The sequence below is a fragment of the Pseudoalteromonas sp. SR45-5 genome (genome assembly GCF_014163565.1).
GTDB classification, from domain to species: domain Bacteria; phylum Pseudomonadota; class Gammaproteobacteria; order Enterobacterales; family Alteromonadaceae; genus Pseudoalteromonas; species Pseudoalteromonas distincta.
The window spans coordinates 1-8,745 of sequence record NZ_JACJDN010000101.1; the positions used below are offsets into that span (position 1 = coordinate 1).

The 8,745-nt window shown below is 39.5% G+C and carries 11 protein-coding genes; all 11 read left to right on the forward strand.

Annotated elements, in window-relative coordinates; all coding sequences use genetic code 11:
• Positions 1–106 precede the first annotated feature (106 nt).
• The 11 genes from H5072_RS05910 to H5072_RS05960 all read left to right on the forward strand — a co-directional run bounded on the left by H5072_RS05910 (position 107) and on the right by H5072_RS05960 (position 8,587).
• Positions 107–760, forward strand: coding sequence for a thermostable hemolysin (locus tag H5072_RS05910; protein ID WP_002959142.1), 654 nt, complete (start codon positions 107–109; stop codon positions 758–760).
• Entirely contained in the window at positions 757–2,226 is a 1,470-nt protein-coding gene (locus tag H5072_RS05915; protein ID WP_182692984.1) for an AMP-binding protein, read from the forward strand. The genes H5072_RS05910 and H5072_RS05915 overlap by 4 nt, the downstream gene beginning before the upstream one ends.
• Positions 2,219–2,908 carry a TenA family transcriptional regulator gene (locus H5072_RS05920; RefSeq protein ID WP_182674828.1) on the forward strand — a complete coding sequence of 230 codons (690 nt, stop codon included), beginning with the start codon at positions 2,219–2,221 and terminating at the stop codon, positions 2,906–2,908. Before H5072_RS05915 ends, H5072_RS05920 begins: the two co-directional genes overlap by 8 nt.
• Positions 2,905–3,675 carry an SDR family oxidoreductase gene (locus tag H5072_RS05925; RefSeq protein WP_182692985.1) on the forward strand — a complete coding sequence of 257 codons (771 nt, stop codon included), beginning with the start codon at positions 2,905–2,907 and terminating at the stop codon, positions 3,673–3,675. The genes H5072_RS05920 and H5072_RS05925 overlap by 4 nt, the downstream gene beginning before the upstream one ends.
• A 21-nt stretch (positions 3,676–3,696) precedes the next feature.
• Positions 3,697–4,344 (forward strand): hypothetical protein, encoded by a 648-nt coding sequence (locus tag H5072_RS05930; protein ID WP_182692986.1) that lies wholly within the window; start codon positions 3,697–3,699, stop codon positions 4,342–4,344.
• A gap of 7 nt (positions 4,345–4,351) precedes the next feature.
• Positions 4,352–5,011 carry a response regulator transcription factor gene (locus tag H5072_RS05935; RefSeq protein WP_182692987.1) on the forward strand — a complete coding sequence of 220 codons (660 nt, stop codon included), beginning with the start codon at positions 4,352–4,354 and terminating at the stop codon, positions 5,009–5,011.
• 26 nt (positions 5,012–5,037) lie between these two features.
• Positions 5,038–6,351, forward strand: coding sequence for an ATP-binding protein (locus tag H5072_RS05940; RefSeq protein WP_182692988.1), 1,314 nt, complete (start codon positions 5,038–5,040; stop codon positions 6,349–6,351).
• Positions 6,344–6,697, forward strand: a complete 354-nt coding sequence (locus tag H5072_RS05945) for a cupredoxin domain-containing protein (RefSeq protein ID WP_182692989.1) — start codon at positions 6,344–6,346, stop codon at positions 6,695–6,697. The genes H5072_RS05940 and H5072_RS05945 overlap by 8 nt, the downstream gene beginning before the upstream one ends.
• On the forward strand, positions 6,684–7,424 hold the full coding sequence (locus H5072_RS05950) for an iron transporter (RefSeq protein WP_182692990.1): 741 nt from the start codon (positions 6,684–6,686) through the stop codon (positions 7,422–7,424). Before H5072_RS05945 ends, H5072_RS05950 begins: the two co-directional genes overlap by 14 nt.
• A complete protein-coding gene (locus tag H5072_RS05955; RefSeq protein WP_182692991.1) occupies positions 7,421–8,137 on the forward strand; it encodes a hypothetical protein in 717 nt (238 codons plus the stop codon). The genes H5072_RS05950 and H5072_RS05955 overlap by 4 nt, the downstream gene beginning before the upstream one ends.
• A gap of 240 nt (positions 8,138–8,377) precedes the next feature.
• Positions 8,378–8,587 carry a cold-shock protein gene (locus tag H5072_RS05960; protein WP_182692992.1) on the forward strand — a complete coding sequence of 70 codons (210 nt, stop codon included), beginning with the start codon at positions 8,378–8,380 and terminating at the stop codon, positions 8,585–8,587.
• The last annotated feature ends 158 nt before the right edge of the window (positions 8,588–8,745 follow it).

Genomic DNA, 8,745 nt, shown 5'->3' on the forward strand with positions numbered 1-8,745 from the left:
TTAATTTAATAATTAAGGCGCTTTTTTATTTAAATTAAGGTTTCTTAAGTTTTCTTTAAGTTTCGCTCGCTAAGTTACAAACATACACTTTATATGAGCGATGTTTATGCAATTAGCACACCTACCTTCATCACCCGTTTATATTCAAAATAACTCACGCTTTGTTAGTGCTCGCGTTAATGATGAGCATAGAAGTGCGTTAGAAAACACAGTTAAAGAAGGGTTTTTAGTCGCTTACAACGCCACGCTTACCTCTTTTATGCCATTACTTTGCCAATACACGACAAACGAAGGGCAATGCACATTGGGTTTAAGGCAAGCAACAGCTCCTCTATTTATAGAGCAATACTTAGCACAGCCCATTGAGCATTTTTTACCTGAGAACACACAGCGTAATAAAGTATTTGAGCTTGGCAATCTATGCTCTACACATCGCAAAGCAACGCTTGGGCATTTTATTGTTGTTAATGAAGCCCTGCAAAGTGTAGGAGCAAAACATTTAGTATTTTGCGCCACTAAAAAAGTACGTGCACTGCTGCGCTTATTAGGCGTTAACTGCACTGAAATTGCTGTGGCAAACAGTTTTGTTGTTGAGCATCCGCTAAGTTGGGGAAGTTACTACGCTAATCAGCCTACCGTATGCGTTGTGAGTTTAGAGCAAGCTCACCAACAAGTATTAAATACCCCAATGCTTTATAGTTTGATGCAGCAAAATCACTCAAATATCAATTCTTTGGTAAATGCGTTGGTGAATGTATGAATTACTATAATACCCATGCAATATCGCCATTAATTATTGCCCACAATAAAGAGCAAACACTTGAAATTAACGGTGATGAGTTTAATCAGCAAATACAAAAAGTAGTAAAAATACTATATAGCTTTAACGGCAAATGTATTGCTTATAAGCTCGATAATACGCCAGCTTGGCTTGTTATTGATGCCGCTACTGCGGTTTCTAATAAAGTGGCTGTGCCAATTGCTCACTTTTTTAGTGAACAACAAACTCAATATGTACTAGCTCAATGTGGCGCTAATGTATTTATGAGCGACACGCTAAACCCTTTACTTGGGGAGCCGACTGCATCAATTACTTTATTTGAGTGTTACACATTATATATTTACGAAATCGTTGTAGCTAACCCCGGCAGTTATTTTCCAGATACTCAAAAAGTAACATTTACATCAGGATCGACTGGGCAACCAAAGGGCGTGTGTTTATCTGCAAAGAGCCAAATGCAGGTAGCTCAATCTTTGTGCGATAAAATTAATATTAAAAAGCCTGTTCATTTATGTTTATTGCCGCTTGCTGTATTGCTTGAAAATATAGCCGGTGTTTATGCCCCTTTAAAAAGTGGCGGTACAGTGCATTTAATGCCGTTAAATGAATTAGGCTTTGTTGGTACTGCATTAAAACAGCCCGCACAGCTTATTGCTGCGATTGATAAAGTTAAGCCAAATACGCTTATTTTAGTGCCTGAACTATTAGCATGCTTAGTTACTTTTGCAGAAGATGGGTGGCAACCGCCTAGTTCGTTACAGTTTATTGCCGTAGGTGGTGCGCTTGTCAGCGAAATGCTATTAACCAAAGCGCGTAGCTTAAATTTACCAGTATACCAAGGTTATGGACTTTCTGAGGCGGCATCTGTCGTTAGTTTAAATACGTCCACAAACGATAACCTTCACAGTGCAGGCTCTGTGTTACCTCATATTCAAACCAAAATTGAAAATGACCAGCTTTTTATAAAAGGCGATTTGTTTTTAGGTTACTTAAACCATCAACCTCACAATAAAAACCAGTGGTATGCAACCGGCGATCTAGTCGAGCAGCATCAAAATACTTTATTTATTAAAGGCCGATTAAAAAACCTAATTATTACCAGCATGGGTCGTAACATCAGTGCCGAGTGGCCTGAATCACTATTACTCAGTCAAAGCGGTATTTTACAAGCCGTTGTGTTTGGTGAGGGGCGACCTTTTCTCAGTGCCATTATTTACGCCGATACAAAGCTAAGTAACCCAGTGTTAGCGCAGTACATTAGCGAGATTAATAAACAACTACCCGACTATGCTCGAATTCAAAAGTGGCATCGTTTAGCTGCCCCATTAAGTGTGCAACAAGGATTATTAACAACAAATAATCGCCCAAAACGAGATGCCATAAGTAAGCAGTACCATGCTGTATTTGATCAATTTTACCGACTTGGAGAAGTAATTAATGAGTGATTTTTTTAACACCCTTAAAGAGCAAACTAAACAAGAGCAAAACTACCTGCTTGCAGCGCCGATTATTCAGCGTGTTTTTAAAGGCGAAGCATCACTTGAAGAATACGCCTCGTTTTTAGCACAAGCGTATCACCATGTTAAGCACACTGTGCCATTAATGATGTCGGTTGGTGCACGATTAACCGACGATCAAGAATGGCTGCGCGAAGCAGTCGCAGAATATATTGAAGAAGAGATTGGTCATCAAGAGTGGGTACTTAATGACATTGCAGCCTGTGGTTTTGACAAAGAAACAGTACGGTGTAGTCAGCCGCAATTTGCTACCGAAATGATGGTGTCGTATGCGTACGACTCCATTGCACGTAAAAATCCGTTGAGCTTTTTTGGCATGGTGCATGTGCTTGAGGGCACTTCTATAGCGCTTGCTGATGGCGCGGCTTCAAACATTGCAAATGCTGTGGGCTTACCTAAAAAAGCATTTAGTTATTTAACCTCTCACGGCGCGCTTGATATAGAGCATGTAAAGTTTTTTGAAAACCTAATGAACCAAATAACAGACGAGGCGGATCAGCAAGCCATACTTCATGGTGCAAAGTGCTTTTATCGTTTATACGGCGATATATTTCGTGGACTCGATGACGAACCATTTTTTAAAGCACGTGCACAAGGCAAATTGGCATGAGTAGTTCTTTGTGTGTGCTCACTGGTGCAACAGGCGGAATAGGGCAAGCGATTGCTAAAGCCCTATATGCAAAAGGGTGGAAGTTACTGCTTGTAGGGCGAAATACCCAAGCCCTTGAAAAACTGAGCCGTGCATGCCCAGACAGTGAAATATTTACGGGCGATTTAACCGACGATACAGCACGTATTAACCTAGCAATAAAAGCCAAGCAACTTGGCGGCGTTAAATTACTTATTAATAACGCAGGTATAAATACGATGCAAAGCCTTGAGCACACAAGTAATGAGCAAATAGATAATATACTCGTTACTAATTTGTCGGTGCCTATTAAATTATGCCAGCTATTTTTAGGGCAGTTAGCGTATACCAAAGGCACCATTGTTAACGTGGGATCATCGTTTGGCAGTATTGGCTACCCGTTTCAAACGCTTTATTGCGCCAGTAAATTTGGTTTACGTGGCTTTACAGAAGCGTTATCACGTGAGTTGAATGGTTCAGGCGTTAAAGTGACCTATTTAGCACCAAGAGCAACAGATACATCCATTAATAGCAGTAAAGCGCGGGCAATGAATAAAGAGCTCGGCAATAAAATGGACTCGCCAGAATTAGTTGCTCAAGAGTTATTAGCTCTTATAAGTTCAAACCAAACAAGGCGCTTTATTGGTTTTCCTGAAAAATTATTTGCACGCATGAATGGCGTATTCCCAAGCGTTGTTGATAACGCTATTGCAAAGCAACTTCCTAAAATTAAACGTTTTTTAAGTTAACAAACACACAAGGGCAAAATTATGTATAAATTTACACTCACATTTTATTTAATACTAACCTCTGTATTTGCAACTGCAGTACACGCAGATGAAGCGCAAGACTTAACCGATATTCAACAAAAGTGGGCAATTGCTAATTACGAACTTGAAGGCGATGCGCAAATAGACGCGTTTACACAACTAAGTGAGCAAAGCGCATTATTTGTTAAAAACTATCCAAGTTCGGCGCAAACACATATTTGGAATGGCATTGTGTTAGCTAGTTTTGCTGGCGCAAAAGGGGGCTTGGGCGCACTTGGTTTAGCTAAAGAAGCAAAAGCGTCACTCGAAAATGCACTCTCGATTGATGGCACTGCACTCAATGGCTCAGCTTACGCAAGCCTTGCAACGCTTTATAGCAAAGTACCTGGCTGGCCAATTGGTTTTGGTGATGACGACAAAGCTGAAAAATTATTTAAACAAGCGCTCGCTTTTAATCTCGAAGGCATTGATACTAATTACTTATACGGTGAATACTTGTATGATGAAGGCGATTATAAACAAGCTAAAGCACGACTACTTGTAGCACAAGCTGCTGGGATTCGTGATACTCGGGCAAAAGCAGATAAATATCGTCAACAAGCAATAAGTCAGTTATTGGCAAAAGTAGATAAAAAATTAGAAAGATAAACACATAATGCATTTATTACTCGTTGAGGACGATCATTTAGTGGCGCAAGGGCTTATTCGCTCTTTGCGCCAAGAGAGCTACAGCGTAGAGCACAGTGGCACAGTAAAACACGCCCTAGAGTGCCTTTCTAGTGGTGAGATTGAGCTTGTTATTCTCGATTTAGGATTGCCTGATGGCGATGGTTCGCAAGTTTTAAAGCATATTAAAGCGCAAAAAAAAGTAATACCGGTGGTTATTTTAACTGCTCGCGGCAGTATTGACGACAAAGTCCAAGGGCTAGATATGGGGGCAGATGATTACCTTGCAAAGCCGTTTGACCCCGCTGAGCTATTTGCCCGTTTACGTGTAGCAAGCCGGCGCATTAATCAAACACAATCAAGCTTATTACGCTGTAGTGATGTAGTAATGGATACTTCTGCTCATACAGTTAAACTAAGTGGGCAGTCACTTACACTACCTCGAAAAGAATACATGCTTTTAAAAGCGCTGATGGAAAATCAGGGAAGGGTACAATCAAAACGGCAACTCGAAAACAAACTTTACCAATGGGGTGAAGAAGTTGGCTCTAATGCCATAGAGGTGCATATTCATCATCTTCGTAAAAAATTTCCTAGTGATTTTATTAAAACCTTACGTGGCATTGGCTACGTGGTTGGTAAGCGTTAGAGTGTATTTGTTTTTCGAGGTTGAAAATGTCAATTCGTAAACGTCTGACCTTAATTTTACTTTCAATGATGGTGCTAACTTGCTTTTTAGCATTAGTAAAAGGCTATCAAAAAAGTATGCACCACGGTGAAAGTTTGCTTGATGATGAACTTAAAATAGTGGCTGGCGTTTTAATTGAGCAACCATTGGCACTAAGCACAGATGCAGTACTAGTAAGTAATAATAGCGCTCAGTTGTTGTATCAAATTTGGCAAAATAATAATTTACTTAGTGGCTCATTGATTTTAACGAATAACCAAATTAGTTTTAGCGAGGGCTTTCAAACGGCCAATGTAGCAGGGCAGCGTATGCGGGTATTTGTGATGAGTAAAAACACCCGTAAAGTCATCGTTGCTGAACCTATGGCAAAGCGTTTTGAATTAGCTGAAGCCGTTATTTTATCTGCAATGTTACCTATGCTATGGGCAGTCCCTCTGCTTGCTATTTTTATTAGCTTTTTTGTTAAATACGCATTAGCCCCTCTTACTCGATTATCTAAGCAGTTGGCGTCTCGCCAAGCTAACGACTTTACGCCAATTAACTGGCAAGTAACTGACGAAGAAATTAAACCTGTTATTAATCGTTTAAACGACTTATTTAAACGCGTAGAAACAGCCTACTTACGGGAGCGCTTTTTTGCCTCAGATGCAGCTCACGAATTACGTACCCCGCTAAGTAGTTTAAAAATTAATGTACATAATTTGGCTAATAAACAAAGTAATCTGCAAGACCATCAAGAATTACAAGCTATGTCGCAGGGCATTAATCGCTTAAGTAATATTGTTGAGCAAATGCTAATTTTAGGACGCACTCAGCCTGAACAATGGCAGAGGCAGTTTAGCGAACAATCATTGCTAACGATTACTCAGCAAGTCGTATCGGAGCAATACGACAAAATAGATGAAAAAAACCAAACCATTAGTCTTGAAGGCGATGATTTTGTTATTAATGGTGATGAGTTTACATTAACCACGCTTATCGCTAATTTACTTAGCAACGCCATAAAGTACACCCCCAAAAATGGTCAAATTATAATTAAATTAGTATCAAGTAATGACGGCTTTAGTTGGCAAATTGATGATTCTGGTGCGGGTATGACTGAAGATCAAAAAGAGCGAATATTCAATCGCTTTTATCGAGTAGGTGGCGATCAACATCCATCAGGCGAGCAAGGTGCTGGTTTAGGTATGGCGATTGTTCAACATATAATTGCTATTTATGGCGCAACTATTCATTTAGCGAATAGCCCTTTAGGTGGGCTAACCGTTAAGGTTACTTTTACAGGAGTAAAAAGTGACTAAACGTTTATTTAATCAGTGCCTTTGTTGTTTGCTATTTTTGTCGTTTAACGCGGCGAGTAAAGAGTACCTTATTGTTTTGAAAGATCACTTGTTCTATCCCTCGCAAATTACCATTCCCGCGAATAAAAAAGTAAAACTATTGATAGAAAACCAAGACAGCACACCAGAAGAGTTTGATAGCTTTGATCTAAACAGAGAAAAAGTACTCTACCCAAACCGTAAAAGCATTATTTATATAGGACCGCTAAGTAAAGGGCATTACGAGTTTTTTGGTGAGTTTTCGCCCAATACAGCAAGGGGCGTTGTAATAGTTAGTGATGAGGAGGCGCAGCATGCTAATAACTAGTTTAGTCATGAGCCTTAATCAATTGCTACCTGTGGCTATTTTATTAGTGCTACTACAAGTGGTTAAAAAACAAAGCGCTTTAAAAATAGGATCTGCTTTATTAATTGGCGCGCTCATGTCGTTTTTGTACATGCAAAGTGCGTCCTGGGTGAGCCAGTGGTTTGAACACCAAGGGCTAGAGTACTCACAAATAGGGCTATGTATTACTATATTTATAGCCGTATTAGTATTTGCAATAAAACAAAAATCAGCGGCTTTTTATATTGCTGTTATAAGCACAATAACATTGTATTTAAGCCACTATATTATTTACCTCACCAGTTTTTGGCAAAGTAATGATGCAGGGCAAAGCTTATTTATTGGCACTTTATTAGGTGTTGGAATTTGTTTAAGTTTTAGCGTATTGCTGTACTTTTTAATGAATGCAATTAAGCACCGCTTTGGTATGTATCCGCTTTTTACTTTGCTTGCTTTTAACAGCGCGGCTAAGTTATTAGTTGCACTGGATTTGGCAAGCCAAACAGACTTAATTACCAACACCGCAACCGTGTGGGATTTACGCGATGTATTAAGCGAAAACTCTGAGCTCGGGCGCGTACTGCGTGCTCTTGTTGGTTACGAGGCTACCCCTGATCTAATGAGTGTACTTATATATAGTACTAGTAGCGTGATATTTTTATCACTTTGTTATGTTATTTCGGCTTCAATATCTAAGGAACGTGTATGAAAGCACTCAACCTATATTTAGCGCTTAGCTTTACCGTTTTTTGTTTGTTGGTACTTTCAATCCCAGCAAAGGCCGATGGAATTGTTGTTGATAAGGTATATCACCCCTATGTTTTACCTTTTGAGCGAGAGTTTGAATGGCGGTTAGTGTCGCACCAAACAGATAGTGGCAACATACTAGCGCAGCGTTTGGGTGGTGGCGGTGCTATTAACGATACAATGGCACTAGAAGGCTATTTAGTTGGTGAGCGAGATGACAACGGCGACTTTGGTTTAGAAGCTTATGAGCTTGAACTACGCTGGCAATTAATTGAGCAAGGTAAATTATGGGCTGATTGGGGGGCATTATTTGAGCTTGAAAAAAAACATAATGAAGATGTGTATGAAGCAACTTCGGGTTTTGTGATCGAAAAAGAGTTTGGCAAAACAAGCTTAACTATGAATGCTTTTTTGGTTTACGAGTGGGGGCAGGATATACAAAATGAATGGGAAAGCGAGTTTAGAGCGCAATATCGCTATCGATATCGTTCTGCTTTTCAGCCATCTATTGAGGTGTACGTAGGAGAAGACTTTGTTGGCATAGGGCCTGGGTTTATAGGTTTGCAGCGTTTTGATGGACAAAAGCAGTTAAAATGGGAAGCGGGTTTTATCACTGAGATAAGCCAATCAGAAAAAAATCATAGTTTTAGGCTCGCATTAGAATTTGAATTTTAATAACCAAGGAAAGCGGTTTTGGTTGTTTATCACTCTGATTATAGATAGGTACTTGACATATTTTAAAAAATCTATATAGTGGGCTGCAGCTAGAAAGAAAGCATGTAAGCTATAAATCTCCATTTCGATGTTGTATAAGTAATACTTGTAGTACCGTCCTGAAGTTTTTAAAGTACCATCTCATTTTTTGCTACACCCGCTCTTATGAGCATATTTTTTATTTTATATCAGGATATTACAATGTCTAACATCGTATCAGGTACAGTTAAGTGGTTCAACGAGTCTAAAGGTTTTGGTTTCATCGAGCAAGAATCTGGTCCTGATGTTTTCGCACATTTCAGCGCAATCTCTGGCGACGGTTTCAAAACTTTAGCTGAAGGCCAACGTGTACAGTTTACTGTTACTCAAGGTCAAAAAGGCCCACAAGCTGAAAACATCGTTAGCATCTAATTGCTTTCGTTAAATGGGTTAGCAATAACCCATTTTGAATACTAGTTTGAAAGAAGTTTTGTTTTATTTGTTAGTACCGAGTTGTTTTAGTAATAATCCTGCACGATATCCTCAAGTTAACTATTTTTTCCGGCTCAATCGCCTCTTTTCAGGCACAC